14 protein-coding genes and 1 pseudogene are annotated in these 13,406 nt (G+C 45.4%); 9 read left to right on the forward strand and 6 right to left on the reverse strand.

Features of this window, described 5'->3' with window-relative positions:
• Positions 1-58: 58 nt before the first annotated feature.
• The 5 genes from FH603_RS29310 (at position 59) to FH603_RS24545 (ending at position 7,712) form a co-directional block, all read left to right on the forward strand.
• Positions 59-475: an IS630 family transposase gene (locus FH603_RS29310; RefSeq protein WP_186741231.1), complete on the forward strand. Its 417-nt coding sequence runs from the start codon at positions 59-61 to the stop codon at positions 473-475.
• A gap of 583 nt (positions 476-1,058) precedes the next feature.
• Positions 1,059-1,538: a transposase gene (locus FH603_RS28710; RefSeq protein ID WP_244968029.1), complete on the forward strand. Its 480-nt coding sequence runs from the start codon at positions 1,059-1,061 to the stop codon at positions 1,536-1,538.
• Positions 1,539-3,499: 1,961 nt separating this feature from the next.
• A complete protein-coding gene (locus FH603_RS24535; RefSeq protein ID WP_186741233.1) occupies positions 3,500-3,925 on the forward strand; it encodes a hypothetical protein in 426 nt (141 codons plus the stop codon).
• A gap of 604 nt (positions 3,926-4,529) precedes the next feature.
• Positions 4,530-7,112, forward strand: coding sequence for a T9SS type A sorting domain-containing protein (locus FH603_RS24540; protein ID WP_186741235.1), 2,583 nt, complete (start codon positions 4,530-4,532; stop codon positions 7,110-7,112).
• Between the two features lie 174 nt (positions 7,113-7,286).
• Positions 7,287-7,712 carry a hypothetical protein gene (locus FH603_RS24545; RefSeq protein ID WP_186741233.1) on the forward strand — a complete coding sequence of 142 codons (426 nt, stop codon included), beginning with the start codon at positions 7,287-7,289 and terminating at the stop codon, positions 7,710-7,712.
• 50 nt (positions 7,713-7,762) lie between these two features.
• Here FH603_RS24545 and FH603_RS28715 read toward each other — a convergent pair whose 3' ends face one another.
• From FH603_RS28715 to FH603_RS29320, 6 genes are read right to left on the reverse strand one after another with little or no spacing between them, the layout of a single operon-like run.
• Complete coding sequence (locus tag FH603_RS28715; protein WP_235985581.1) at positions 7,763-8,182, reverse strand: cupin-like domain-containing protein; 420 nt, start codon at positions 8,180-8,182, stop codon at positions 7,763-7,765.
• Positions 8,183-8,461: a hypothetical protein gene (locus FH603_RS28720; protein WP_235985580.1), complete on the reverse strand. Its 279-nt coding sequence runs from the start codon at positions 8,459-8,461 to the stop codon at positions 8,183-8,185.
• The gene (locus FH603_RS28725; RefSeq protein WP_235985579.1) at positions 8,427-8,657 is read right to left on the reverse strand and encodes a hypothetical protein; all 231 of its coding nucleotides are present in this window, start codon (positions 8,655-8,657) and stop codon (positions 8,427-8,429) included. Before FH603_RS28725 ends, FH603_RS28720 begins: the two co-directional genes overlap by 35 nt.
• Before the next feature lie 41 nt (positions 8,658-8,698).
• The gene (locus tag FH603_RS29000; protein ID WP_317171322.1) at positions 8,699-8,896 is read right to left on the reverse strand and encodes an IS1 family transposase; all 198 of its coding nucleotides are present in this window, start codon (positions 8,894-8,896) and stop codon (positions 8,699-8,701) included.
• Positions 8,880-9,125: an IS1 family transposase gene (locus FH603_RS29315; RefSeq protein ID WP_394366409.1), complete on the reverse strand. Its 246-nt coding sequence runs from the start codon at positions 9,123-9,125 to the stop codon at positions 8,880-8,882. The genes FH603_RS29000 and FH603_RS29315 overlap by 17 nt, the downstream gene beginning before the upstream one ends.
• Complete coding sequence (locus FH603_RS29320) at positions 9,061-9,489, reverse strand: IS1 family transposase (RefSeq protein ID WP_186741241.1); 429 nt, start codon at positions 9,487-9,489, stop codon at positions 9,061-9,063. The genes FH603_RS29315 and FH603_RS29320 overlap by 65 nt, the downstream gene beginning before the upstream one ends.
• 762 nt (positions 9,490-10,251) lie before the next feature.
• Between FH603_RS29320 and FH603_RS29325 the strand changes: the two genes are divergently transcribed.
• The 4 genes and pseudogenes from FH603_RS29325 (at position 10,252) to FH603_RS28745 (ending at position 13,314) form a co-directional block, all read left to right on the forward strand.
• Complete coding sequence (locus FH603_RS29325; RefSeq protein ID WP_186741239.1) at positions 10,252-10,641, forward strand: LytR/AlgR family response regulator transcription factor; 390 nt, start codon at positions 10,252-10,254, stop codon at positions 10,639-10,641.
• A 981-nt stretch (positions 10,642-11,622) separates the two neighbouring features.
• A pseudogene (locus tag FH603_RS24575) lies at positions 11,623-12,627 on the forward strand (IS110 family RNA-guided transposase).
• A 43-nt stretch (positions 12,628-12,670) separates the two neighbouring features.
• The gene (locus FH603_RS24580; protein WP_235985588.1) at positions 12,671-13,210 is read left to right on the forward strand and encodes a hypothetical protein; all 540 of its coding nucleotides are present in this window, start codon (positions 12,671-12,673) and stop codon (positions 13,208-13,210) included.
• A complete protein-coding gene (locus FH603_RS28745; protein WP_317171321.1) occupies positions 13,132-13,314 on the forward strand; it encodes a transposase in 183 nt (60 codons plus the stop codon). The genes FH603_RS24580 and FH603_RS28745 overlap by 79 nt, the downstream gene beginning before the upstream one ends.
• The last annotated feature ends 92 nt before the right edge of the window (positions 13,315-13,406 follow it).

Here is a 13,406-nt window from a genome sequence, read left to right on the forward strand (position 1 = left end):
GAAGAACGCTTGCCCGAACTCAAAAAAAGCCCAAGTTGAAGGGCGAATCATTTTGTACGTGGATGAGTCAGCTTGTTATTTACTGCCTTTACTAGCGCACACGTGGGTTCCTAGTAGCCAGACTCCGGTGTTAGTTGAGCAAGCAGGGCGCGCTCACTTGAGCCTGATTGCCGCCATTGCGCCGAACGGCCGGATCTATGTAGCGGGTCAAGATCAGTCCTTCACCAGTGAGGACATTGTATGGTTTTTAACTAAGTTGTGTAGTCGCTATCGCAAACAGAATATGCTTGTCATCTGGGATGGGGCGGCCATCCACCGCAGTGAGGTAGTAAAAGCCTTTTTGAAACAGCGCCCAAGACGGATTCATCTGGAACGCTTACCGGCATATAGCCCCCAGCTTAATCCAGTCGAACTAGTTTGGAGCCAGTTGAAGCGATGTTTAAAGAACCAGCAGGGCCGCCCTTTAGGTTTGTAACGTGGTAAGATTCTAAGATTTAGTCTAGCTTACCAACAGTAAACAGGGTGGGCTACCCTATAGGGCCGCAGAGTGTCAGCTCTATGCTCAGATTCAGGACCCACCCTGTTTTATGCTTAAGGCTCGAATGGAAATTAGGGCAACTAGGCGGCATCGGCCGTCCGACCACTAGCAAGGGTTTGAGCACCGAAGCAAGAACTTTTTAAACCGGCACCGGCCGCCTGGCCCAAATTACGATCTCTCATGACTATTCGCCATTTCATTGGTATTGACGTTTCGAAAGCTACGGCACCGGCCGCCCGGGCTCGACTGGGCCGTCTTTGATGGCAAAACCATAGTCTTGCAAACTCAATCGGCTAACTCACCAGCAGCGATTAGAGCAACCGTCAAATTAATGAAGGCATTGCCTGGATTTACCGTGACTGAATCGGTCTGTTGCCTGGAGCATACGGGTATATACAGTGCTCATGCTTTATCTTCCCGCGCGGCGGCCGCCTTTACAAATTGAAACTACCAATCTGGCTGGAAAGTAGTCTTCAAATTAAGAAGGCGGGTGGCCTTCAGCGGGGTAAGAACGACGCCATTGACGCTCGGCGCATCGCCGAGTATGCCCGCTCGGGCGGCCCCGTTTCGTTTTCAAGACCAAATGTGCCTGTGGCAGCCGCCACGGCTTGTTTTACAAAAACTGGCGACTCTCAGTGCCCTTCGTCAACGGCTTCTTCGAGTTCGCCAGCAACTTCAACAACCCGTTAACGAACAGCAGGGCTTCGTGGAGAAGTCGTTGCAAAAACAACTGGCCAAAAATTGCCAGGCTTCATTAAAAGCCATCAACGCCGACCTGGAAAATGCAGAGAAACAAATCAATGTGCTCATTCAGGGCGACGATCGGTTAAGAGAGCTTTTCGGCTGGATCACCTCTGTTCCAGGCGTAGGTGATGCCATTGCGGCTGAAGTGCTGGTAGCTACCAACGAATTTAAGGCCATCAACGATCCCAAAAAACTCGCCTGTCACGCTGGCGTAGCTCCCTTTGACGGGGGCGCCCGTGCGCTACCGATCGGGTAGTAGTGTGCGTGGAAAAACGCGCGTGAGCCAACATGCTCGTTTACGGCTAAAATCACTCTTTCACTTAGCAGGGCGGCCTGTGCCGGGCTATGTCAGCGATCCGAATGAAAGGTGAGTTACAAGCTTACTACCAACGCAAGGTCACTGAAGGCAAAAACAAGATGCTCGTTCTGAATGCAGTTCGCAACAAACTCATTCATCGCGTTTGCTCCGTAGTTCACCGTGGCCAAAAATATGACAAAAACTATATGCCCGCGCTTGCATAAACCATGGAAATCTGAGCGGTTTTTACTGATCTGGAAGACCTAACGGTAGCAGTTCTTGATTAAGTCAAATACTTGGAAAGCAATCCAAAGCTAGTGCAGGCCTTCTTCAACAAAAAGGAGATTGCCTTCATTACAGACTAATGCACGTATCAATAAAAGCACTTATTATACCTAAAAATGACTTTTACCTGGAAGTAAGGTGGAGTGTGTTATAACTGTACTTGTTGATTCATTGACCACGGAGAATTATAGATACGTGAATTAACCGTAAAGCAACTTCACTTCTATGTCGTTACGAGACTTGACAAATGCACATTCAATCATTCTTGGATCTACAGACTTACTCATGGGTCAATTTGTCTAGTATTTTTCACGTTGTTAACCTACAGCTTAATCACTCTTCGAGAGAATTTGTACTTTTTGTATAACTTTGAGCAATAATTTCTCTATTGTAATATTTGAGGTAATTGGGACGCCCCAAAAATTCTTTACTACAGATCGATTTACACATTAAAAGGTAGGTAGTAAAAGACAACCGATATAATTTTGAAATTAAATTGTTTTTGATTCCGAGTTGACAATTAATTAAACTGTTGCTATCAGGATTGCTTGTTCAGTCGTTCATTAATTTGGTACTTCTTAAACCTATTTTTCAGAACGTGCTAGAGAATTGAAAAAGGCTAATAATAGCGTCACCTTCGTGGTCACTAAACTACAAAACGGTGACCGCATGGGCGGCCCCGCAAACAGTTCACCAAATTGACGACGCAAGCCACCCTGTGACTATCAATGGGTAGCAATGTTGCCTTTTCTACCTTTCAGACGCAAGCGAAAGCTCGATTTATGTGACGTAACGAATGCAATTTTTTAGGTGCTTCGCACCGGTTGCCACTGGCGAGATCTGCCCAATCAATATCCATATTGGCAAGCGGTCTACTGTTATGGCTCCGGCCACCCGGTTTGACCAGTATAAAACCGACGTTATACCTGAATGAATCAACCGAGCATTGAACTAACTAGATCAAAGAGAAGAAAGACAAGAAGCATTCTCATCTGACTTTTGTGTTGATAACCAGAGTATTAGAGTTGTCTCTATAATTTATGCACTAACTCTTACAAAAAAGTGAATGGGCGCAAGCGCGATTTACTAGACGATACGAGTGGCAGCTTGTGGGCGACTCATGTACACGCGGCCCGATGCTGATGGAACTGCCTTATTAGTCTTGGTGAGTGACGTTTTGTAATACTGTGAACGGCTTGGAAAGGTATTTGGCGATAGCTTATAGGGCGGTGTTTTGCAAAAGTTTTGGTTACTTTGGGCGGGCTGCCCGTCTCAAATTGGTTCAGGTCTTTGTGTCCCTTGCTAAGCCGGTCCGCCGATGCGGGTGGGTTGTGAAGCACACAATTGGCTGGACTAAGCGCACAGGCACCCCCGTTCTTTCTGCAAATTATCAAAGATTACGAGTACACACTATCTACTTCGGTAGGCTGGATACTTTCAGCCCACATCCAACTTGTGTTACAACGTATTAAGCCCAAGGCACAAATCTAATTTCCTAACACACTTTAAATACAGGCAGCAAAAAAAGGCAAGTAAAATACTGGTCTCAATAATGACCTTTGTAATAGCCTTGTTGCAAGGGTGTAAATTTACCTTGTGACTCTCTCTGTTACAATTTTAAAGACCGACCGACAATGGGCTTTGCCACGGGTTTGGACAAAAAACGATCCGCTAAACGATTAGTTTGGTTCGAGCAAGCCCACGAGCAGATTCACAAACATACCATTCAACAACGACAAGCCGAATGCCCACAAGAACCTGCGTTAAGCATTCATACTGACCTGCTTTTGTCTAACCTGTTTTCTTATAAATTAAGACTTTCTTATGATCTATTGGGCTTTACAACCAGTATAGACGGATCGACGGCTAAACGAAATCAAGACATCGGTCAGATAGTACTTGAGTGGGCTTTAGTTCCGTCCGGACATGCCCCTAAACGTTCTTTTTTCAGCGTCGAAGAATTCAACGCCTACTTTTACAAGACAACCATTATCCTGATTGATGCTACCGAACAACGTACTCAACGACCCGACGATTCAGTCGAACAAAAACAGTTGTAAAGGGACAAAAAAAAGCCTATATCGTTAAGACACTGATTCTGGCTACAACCGACTGGTATATTCATTTTTTTAGCAAATACTGGGAAGAGGCATGATTAAACATAGTTGAAGATAGAATTCCTAGTTGAACAGGCTTTGTTCACGGAATCCACTATAGGCGTTGATTTAGAGTATCAGGGTATAAGTAAAGATTGTGATTGTCAGCAGGTTAATGTGCCTATAAGGAAACCTAAAGGGGATAACTTGACCGATGCGCAACGAGCTGAGAACCGGGCTAAATCCTCAGAGCGGATTTAAGTCGAACACGCCATTAGTGTTATGAAACGATATCGTTACCTGAGAGATCGTTTAGGCATCCATAAGGTAAATTTGTGCGAATCAGCCATTAATATAAATGCTGGTTTATGGAATTTTATTTAACTAACTAATTGACAATCAACGTTAGAGTATGCCTAATTTGCACTATACATCTTACCTGCACTCAAAAATCAGAACGTTTTTTGTCTGAGATCATATCAAAAGGATGAACGATCGAACTGAAACCTACCTGTAAATAGTCTTATCTATTATAGCTGATTAACGAAGTTTTAAAAAAATTTAGCTCATGAATTACTTATTACAATCAATTATATGCACTCTGCTACTTGTTCGCGGTATTTGTACATCAGAGGTTGTAGCCCAAACGGTAATTTTTAATATAAACCCATCCGCTAAACCAGGTGAGGCAATTAGTCTTCAAGGAAACTTCGAAAGTGATGCAAAAATATACCTGACACAAGGTACAGCTACTACGCCAATACCACTGCACGTATTGGTGCAAAGTACAGGCCAAGCAACCGTACAGATACCGGCCCGGTTGGATCTGGACCTGTATAAGATCTGGGTTGAGGAGAAGGGGCAACGTAGTCCGGGCGTATATGTCAACAAACCCTACTTTATGCATCTGGATTCGCCAGAAGTGACGCCTGGAGGAGACTTACGCATCTTTGGCCGTAATCTGCAACTCAGAAGTGGCTCATCCAATGTGCGTTTTGTGGACCAGAATGGGACAGACGTGCACGTAGGTGTTGTCGACACAGAGAGGAGCGATCAATACATCTTAAATGTGAAAGTACCGGCTTCACTCCAGCCAGGCACAAATTATAATCTGTTTGTCAGCAATGGGTTCGGTGGTGAAGTTGGGGAGACCAGGATGGAACAGACAGTATTGGCTATCAACACAGGCCTCGACTACTTTAAGTTAGGAGTGCCCTGGGCGGCCAAATTCGATTTTTATAAAAATGTATATAATGTAAAGACTGACCCCCGACTAAGCTTAAAAGCTGTTGGCGATGGCCAAACCAACGATCAGCCCGCTATCCAAGGAGCTATTAACCGGGCTAACGCCGATGGCGGTGGTATCGTTTATTTACCCGCCGGTACTTACAAACTTTTGGCCCGTAACTCCGCGGCCCTAACAATACGCAATCGGGTGGTCATACAGGGAGTCGACAAAGACCAAACTTTCATCAAATTCGGTTACGATATCAGTAATCCGCGCACCGGCGTTGTTTGGCCGCCTATTACGAACCAGTCGGGCCTGGCCGATTTATCATTGATCAATGTTGATAGTACGGCGCAGTGGACTGGTAACATGACAGGTCAGTGTACGGAGGTTTTTCTGCAGCGTGTCTTCATCGACCTGAGCCGGGGCGAATGGCTGATGTGGGCCAAGAGTAATAAGCTGGTGATAGCTAATTCCATCATTACACAGGGCCTGACCAGCAACTCTGGCTACCGTGGACCACTTCAGCTGAATGGGTGTGCCCATTTCGTTGTTAGCGGAAACACATTTACATATGCTGTAGATGGGTTAAATTTGAATGATGCGCATGATGGGGTTTTTGAAAATAATCGTGTCTACCGGGATGGAGCCGCCCGTTATCCCACTGGTGTCATTAATCACGTGCTCATTCTCAATTTTGCCGAAAATATTGCAGTATTGGCAAACGAATTCAAGGTCATCAATGGTCCCGCTCAAAATAGTAATGATGGAGAAACGATCATCGCAGAAGGTGGTGGCCCGGATCGGATCGACGAAGACGCCGGTATCATGAGCGACGCAACATCTGTTACCATAACAGACAAAACTAAAAACTGGGCCAATATCCGTCGAAGGCCGGTAGTTGCCATCGTTAACGGAAAAGGGATGGGCCAGTGGCGTACGATCACCAGTCGTACCGCTAACATGCTGACGATAGACCGGCCTTGGGATGTTGTTCCTGCCGCTGGCAGTCATTATGCCATATTTAATTGGGGAGCACGCAATTGGTTGTTGCAGGGAAATACAATGGAGGGTAACCGCCGGGGTATCACCCTGTACCACAATGCTACTAATCAGGTTGCTATCATTAATAATACGCTGGTCAACAACGGATCAATTGATTTGGCACCCATACAGCAGGAACGTGGTGGAACCAACCTGTCGCAACAGTTTATTCCTATGTATAACAATCAGATAATTGGTAATTTGGTATCGAATACGAATGGACAAAACGGAGTTTTTATTGGTGTGCACTCAGTACAGTTCATACAGGAAAAAACCTTTGGTACGTCCGTCATTGGTCTGGAAGTACGCAACAACACACTCACGGCTGGCCAACCCAATGTACCCGCTATTGTGGATGCCGGTTTCCCCGAAGGTTATCTGAATTACTTACAGTATCAGCCAGGGGCTGCTCGTTACGTTGAAGAGCAAATCCCAGCGATTTTGGGCAGTATATTTCAGAACAATACCGCGATCAACTGTGACCATGCACTGTACCTTAATTCAGGATCTTATAACACATTGGTGTGCAATTTAAAACTTAAAAATTCTACTATACTATTAAAAGATGACCGCCTAGATAGGGTTAGCCATGCTTCGATTCGAACGGCTTCATGTCTGACGGACATCAGTGCCGAACTACCCGAAGTTGTAACAATATATCCAAATCCGGCTACTACCGAGCTGCACATAGAAATGTCAGAAGCGGGCGCACATTTTAGAATATATTCTGTATTAGGTATTCTACTATTAGAGTCAGACACCGCTGAATCTGAGGCTGATATTGACGTACAGCGCTTACCTGTAGGCTCTTATCTTTTGGTAGTTCAATTTAAAAAAGGAAACCAAACGAGCCAGCGTTTTATAAAGCAAAGATTCTGATCAACCAGCAGTGGTAACGTTGAGGTAGTAGCTGAAAAATAGACATGTAATGATATATGCCTAATAGTTAGCACTGGTGCTATAGCTCAATAATGACCTTTGTAATAGCCTTGTTGCAAGGGTGTAAATTTACCTTGTGACTCTCTCTGTTACAATTTTAAAGACCGACCGACAATGGGCTTTGCCACGGGTTTGGACAAAAAACGATCCGCTAAACGATTAGTTTGGTTCGAGCAAGCCCACGAGCAGATTCACAAACATACCATTCAACAACGACAAGCCGAATGCCCACAAGAACCTGCGTTAAGCATTCATACTGACCTGCTTTTGTCTAACCTGTTTTCTTATAAATTAAGACTTTCTTATGATCTATTGGGCTTTACAACCAGTATAGACGGATCGACGGCTAAACGAAATCAAGACATCGGTCAGATAGTACTTGAGTGGGCTTTAGTTCCGTCCGGACATGCCCCTAAACGTTCTTTTTTCAGCGTCGAAGAATTCAACGCCTACTTTTACAAGACAACCATTATCCTGATTGATGCTACCGAACAACGTACTCAACGACCCGACGATTCAGTCGAACAAAAACAGTTGTAAAGGGACAAAAAAGCTCATTTGAAATCCCAAATATAATTCCCTAACACCTTTTAAATACTTATTCCGATTTTTTCGGAAGTGTTTAACACGCTACCAAGTGCAGAAAGATAGACGTGGGCGGCCTTAGCAATTAGGGGTCGTCGTTGGTTCAACTTCATATCTACTTCTTTAATAAAGCTTTTCCAGTTGGATGCATTCAGGCAGTCGAGCGCTACCGATATGGTAGCCGTCAACGAACGCGCCGTGTGCCACCAGCCACAAGGAATAAACAGAGTTTCACCGGGCCCGACGACAAACGAAACAGGAGTTGCTTTAGCAAACAAAGGGTACTTTTCTAGATCAGGATTTCTAACATCATTGACTTCGGATACCCATACGTTATTTGCTTTGGGGTAAACATAAGGAGTCTGGTCAGGAGGGAATACAGTGAATTCCTTTCGTCCATATATCTGAGTTATGTAAGCGTGCAATCACATATAATCATAGTGTATATAAGGTAATTGACCGCCCGGACTACCGAAGAAAATGTCAAGTGTATCGGTTCCACCTAGGAAACTATCAGGCAGGAGTTTGCTGGTAATACGGTCGGGTAGTGCATACATAAACCGGGGTGTTACATCCGATAACAGTTCGGGATAATCCCTGTCAATCTGTAGTTTGCAGGGATAAGGAGCCGGGTTATCCTCCGTAGTAACCATCATCAGGTCGATGTATTCACTTAGCGTATAGTTGTTGCCCTGTACAATCATCTTGCGTCCCCGTAGACTGTTTTAAAGTATTACGGAGTAATTTTTTCTTTGTTGACCAATCATTACAAGCGTCACCAATTACAACTGGGTAATTACCAAAAAGATGTTTTTCGCTAAATTCCTCATAAGTCATATCATATTTTCTCTCTACAACAATATCACCTAGTCGAGCCAGTTCAACAGTTTTAGTAGCCATTGGTATAATAGGGTTGATGGTCGTGCCTTAAAGGTGGACATTTAGCTTAAAAAAAGATGATTGATTAGTAAGCCAATCACCGTATCATGCATCAATTCAGATTTGGAAAAACAGATTGTTCGACGGGCTAACCACTTGATGCGGGTTCGTAAGTCCAAATGTTTGCGTTCAATGCTTTGCGTTTGGTCTTTACCTATCTGATGGATCTCGGCTGGTAGCAGATCATGATAAGCCCGCACGGGCGGCCCCGCACCAATAATCCGTAAACCAGCGACTCACCACTACTCCAGATTCAGCCAAAAGCTTCAGTAATCGCCTGAAACTGGCATTCGTCCGGCGTCCAAACAAGAACGCAACAATTTCGCCCGTGTCATGATCTTCGACCCACGGCAGCGGCCGACCGTCAAAGCCAGCGTGGATTCCGCTTCTTTTGTACGTAAGACCGCCCGGCGGCCCGGCATTGCTCATCCGCTTCTATGCGAATGCTTAGTGTCGCTTCCGTAGATTCAAAAGCTGGATTTACGGAGCGAATTTGATCAGCTTTTTTTTGAGCGTACTCATAACGGTGTTCATGTTTATTTTCAACACACGGTCGGACCGCCGATGCGGCTGTATCTCGAATGCCACTACCATTCAGGGCCAAATCAATGACTTGCTCTTTGATACCGGGTAGATAAGCTCGCTTGACGTAGTCGAGTTGAAAACTACGCTTGCAGGCTTCACCTTTGTAGCCGGTCCGCCGGTGCGGTTGATGTCCATTAGCCGTGACGCCTTTACGTCGGACAGCCTCCTGGTTATCGCAGGAGGGGCAAGAAACAGTGATAGTTACCATGAACTAAAGACTCAAAGTCCACTATTAAGTCACGACCGGGTTGATTAGTTACAGCAAGTAAGCCTCTCGGTATATAAATTTGCTGTTGATCTGGAGTATAACAATTGGTAACTCTTCGTTTCCTTCTAAACTACTTACAAGCTGTATGTCGTACAGAACTGGGTTCGGTGCACCACATTTGGCAATCAGGCTCAGCAACCCGAATTTAACATGGATGATATTGAATTCTACCGAAGCAATCATGGACCACGGCATCGTTTACTTTAGCCAATTAATAGCCAGTCTTCGAGAGGCAGAGATCGACGCAATTTTCTAACTGAAAGCCATCAGCGGAATGCGCAGGTCGATATAACGGGATACTAATCTATGTCCGGGGAGGTTTTATGCAGGTGCTGGAAGACTCGCCTGAAGTCGTCTGTACGCTGTGTGATCGAAATCGAAGCGGATCCCCGGCACACCAACCTGACGAGGATATTTGTCTGCCCGGTGATCCAGCGGCTGTTTAGCACTTGGAGTATAGACTACGAGACGACAACCGATCAACACTTGGATACCATCCAGATCTTGGTTGATCTGGATCAGGTAGACTCGCCGATCAGGCCAACTCATCAACTCATAATCCTGAAATTGATCTGGGCATTCTACCAAAGTGACCATTTCAACTAATTCAGTCAGAATTAACCTGAATAGTAGGGAAGAGGGCGCTATCACATTGCAAGCTTCAATCCACGATTCCAGGATCAATACTGCCTTCCCACAATAATGATAAATTATAACGCCGCTGCGCTAAGACACAGTTTTGACCAAACAGATGACCAGGCCATCTGGCTGCCCGGCCATCCGCATAAACAACGAATCAAGCTCTCCGAGGTTCTGTACATTGCGGGTTTTGGCAACTACGTAACCTTCCACTTGGTCGACAGAACTACGATCGTGGTTGCTTACACGCTGTCAAGCTATGCCTCCTTACCGGGCTTCCTACGTATTCATAAAAGCTCCTTTGTGAATATAAGGTACGTAGCCAGTATACGATCAAATGGACGCAACGATGGCAGGGCCCTTCTAAACAATGGCGTCGAACTTTCAATATCCCGCCGGCGTATTGAGGACGTGATGACTACAATAAGGAGTGATGTGGCGATTGGGACCTAAGTGGAAATCTGTCGACACACTCTATTCGTCCTTATTGTACTTTTTCGGTTTCCCGTCAAACTCACCAACCAACTAAGGCGGTTAGTGTCTCCCGTTGGGCTGAGGTCGGGCGGGGGATTTTGTGTAAACAAAAGCACATCTTGCTGACTAAGATCGAGTTGGGAAATTATATTTTGTGTGAGTATCAAATTCGCTGAAGCATGAGCGGTCCGCCGTCCATATCTTTGATTTCAGTTAATCATATCAGAAAAAGTACAATTTTTGAGTACGACTTGACAAGGCTAGCCAGTATCCTGAGCTCCGCCGATAGTACGTCCAACCGATACTGTACCGCTGGTTGCTCTGGCTAGCTTGTCTTTTCCCTGTAGCTCCAACAGTACTTATAGAAGTGGCCATTGGCCACAATCTGGCATGCATGTGCAAAGGCGGGAAAAGTCGGTCGATCAACCAATTCGTTTACCTTTAATCCCCTTTTATATGCAACTACTACGCTATTGTGTTGGTCTAGACATCAGTAAAAATTCATTACAGGTTTGCCTTTCGGTGTGCACACGCCAAACACGGTGGCTGGCATTAAACTAGCCCTTCGCCAACTGAAAACAGTACCGGGTTGGGATATGACTCAAGTCATATTTTGCATGGAGCACACGGGAATATATAATGCGCATCTATTGGAATTTCTTCACAAAGTGAAGCTACCGATTTGGCTGGAAAGTAGCCGCGTCGGCCTTTAGATTTGGACCGTTGTACGATTCTCAGATTAGTCGTGTAACTTGAACATACTCACAAACGGTGAGTGACCAACCCCGGCAGGGCTACCTTAACGCATCGGAAAGGCTCGTAACCTATGGACCGATTCAAGACCCTGCCGGGTTATTTTAGACGCTGACTTCAAATAGAAATGCGGGCTGGAGACCCATTAGCAAGGTATCGAAAGCGTCTAACCATTGGCCAACTCAGTTATTTTTACTCTGTAAAGTTATGCAATTTGACTACTTCATTGGTATTGATGTCTCTAAGGCCACCCTCGATTTTGCGGTGGCCAAAGCCAACCAGATTCTTTTTCATCAGCAGGTGAGTAATGACAAAAAAGGCATTACTGAGTTCCTAGAAGTACTGCGTCAGCAAACTAAAGTACCAATAGTCCAGTGTCTGTTCTGCCTGGAACATACCGGAATTTATAATAACCCTTTATTGAAAGCGCTTCATCAACTCTCGGCTAATATATGGGTGGAGCGGGCCGCCCATATCCAGGAGAGCATGGGTTTAACACGCGGCAAAACGGATCAAGTTGATGCTAAACGCATTGCGCTGTTTGCTTACAAAAACCGCGACGAGGCCCGCTTGTGGACCCCACCACGTTCCGTAATCGCCCAATTGGATCGATTGACAGCCCAAGGAGCCCGCCTGGTCAAAGTCATCAAACAATTACAGACGCCCTTGACTGATGCCAAAGGCTTCATTGACAAGGCGGAACGCAAAGCTGAACAACAAGCCTGTGCTGGCTCGTTAAAAGCCCTAAAGGCCGATCTGAAATCAGCCGATAAAGCCATCGTTGAACTGGCCCAGGCAGATCCTGAACTTAAGCGGCTTTTTGAACGAGTCACCTCCATCATTGGCATTAGCCAGACAACAGCGGCTGAAATTATCGTCACTACCAATGAATTCAAATCAATCACCGATCCCAAAAAGTTTGCCTGTTATGCTGGAGTTGCACCTTTTGAGCGGAGTTCAGGCCAGCGAAAAGGCCGTCCTCAAGTGAGTCATATAGCCAATAAAAAAGTTAAGTCGTTGCTCCACTTAGGTGCCATGTCGGCTATCTAGCATTGCACGCAACTCAAAGCCTACTACCAGCGAAAAGTTAAAGAAGGAAAGAACAAGATGCTGGTGCTGAATAATGTCCGTAATAAATTGGTACTGCGTATTTTCGCCTGCGTTCGGGAGGACCGAAATTATGACGAAAAATATACGCTCGCGCTTGTTTAGATCATAGAAATCGGTCCGACTGCAAATCAAGCAAGCGGGGGGTATGCAGCGGGGTAAAAACGACAACGTCGATGTCCAACGCATCGCCGAATATGCTTATCGTTTCCGTAATCAAATTCGCCTGTGGCAGCCTCCTCGCCCTGTTATTCAGCAGTTAGCGTTTCTAAGTGCCGCTCGTCAGCGTCTTATTCAAGCATATAATCTATTGGCTGATCCCCTAACTGAACAAGATTCATTTATCAATCCCCTTCTACAAAAGCAACTCCAGCCGGTCCGCCGGTGCGGCAGCTCCCGTAAGTCATTGATCGCCCTAAAGGACGAAAAAAAGGCCATTGAGCAGCAGATCAACGGACTTATTCAGAACAATGGTCGGCTCAAAGAACTCTTTGACTGGATTGTTTCAGTACCTGGCATCGGCTCGACAACCGCCACGGAAATCATTGTCGTGACAAACGAGATGACAACGATTACTGACCCCAAACAGATGGCTTGTGTCACGCAGGCGTGGTACCCTTTGAGTTCCGCTCAGGAACAAGTATCCGGGGCAAGACTAGAGTTAGTCATCAAGCTAGGAAGCGCTTGAAAGCGCTATTCCATTTAGGAGCTATGTCATGCATACGAAAGGAAGGCGAATTGCGAACTTATTACCAACGTGAAGTAGCCGAAGGTAATACTAAATCAGATTGATGATGACGTATTTTTGATGTACGGAAAACAACTTAACGCGATGACTTTGCCTGAATCAGCAAATAAGTCTTCTACAATCGCTTGAATTCGAG

The sequence above is a fragment of the Spirosoma utsteinense genome (assembly GCF_014282275.1).
In the GTDB taxonomy this organism is placed as follows: domain Bacteria; phylum Bacteroidota; class Bacteroidia; order Cytophagales; family Spirosomataceae; genus Spirosoma; species Spirosoma utsteinense.